Below are 372 nucleotides of genomic sequence, written 5' to 3'. Positions count from 1 at the left end.
GTTGTTGTTTTTTTTGGTTGTTGTTTTGTTTGTTTTTTTTTTGGTGTTGTGTTTTTGTTTTGTGTTTTGGTTTTTTTTGTTGTTTTTGTGGGTTTTTTGTTTTTTTTTTTTTTTTTGTTGTTTGTTTGGTGGGGTTTGTTGTGGTTTGTTTTGTTTGTTTTTTGGTGTTTGGGGGGGGTGGGGGTCGGTGGGTGGGGGGGGGGGGGGGGGGGGGTGGGGGGGGGGGGGGGGGGGGGCTGGGTGGGGCGGCGGGGGGGGCGGCGGGGGGGGGCGGGGGGGGGGGCGCGGCCGCCTCCGCCGCGCGGGGGGGGGGCGCGGCCGGGGGGGGGGGGCGTGGTGGTGGGGGGGGGCGGGGCCCGCCCCCCCCCCCCC

At 63.4% G+C, this 372-nt stretch carries 1 protein-coding gene; it reads left to right on the top strand.

From position 1 onward, the window contains the following. Positions 1–372, top strand: a 372-nt coding sequence (locus tag PUR61_RS45130; protein WP_329875323.1) for a hypothetical protein, incomplete at both ends; no start/stop codon positions are given.

Source organism: Streptomyces sp. BE20 (assembly GCF_036322525.1).
Lineage (GTDB): Bacteria > Actinomycetota > Actinomycetes > Streptomycetales > Streptomycetaceae > Kitasatospora.
Note: the sequence above shows the minus strand (reverse complement) of the source record. Positions and strands in the feature narration are given on the sequence as shown.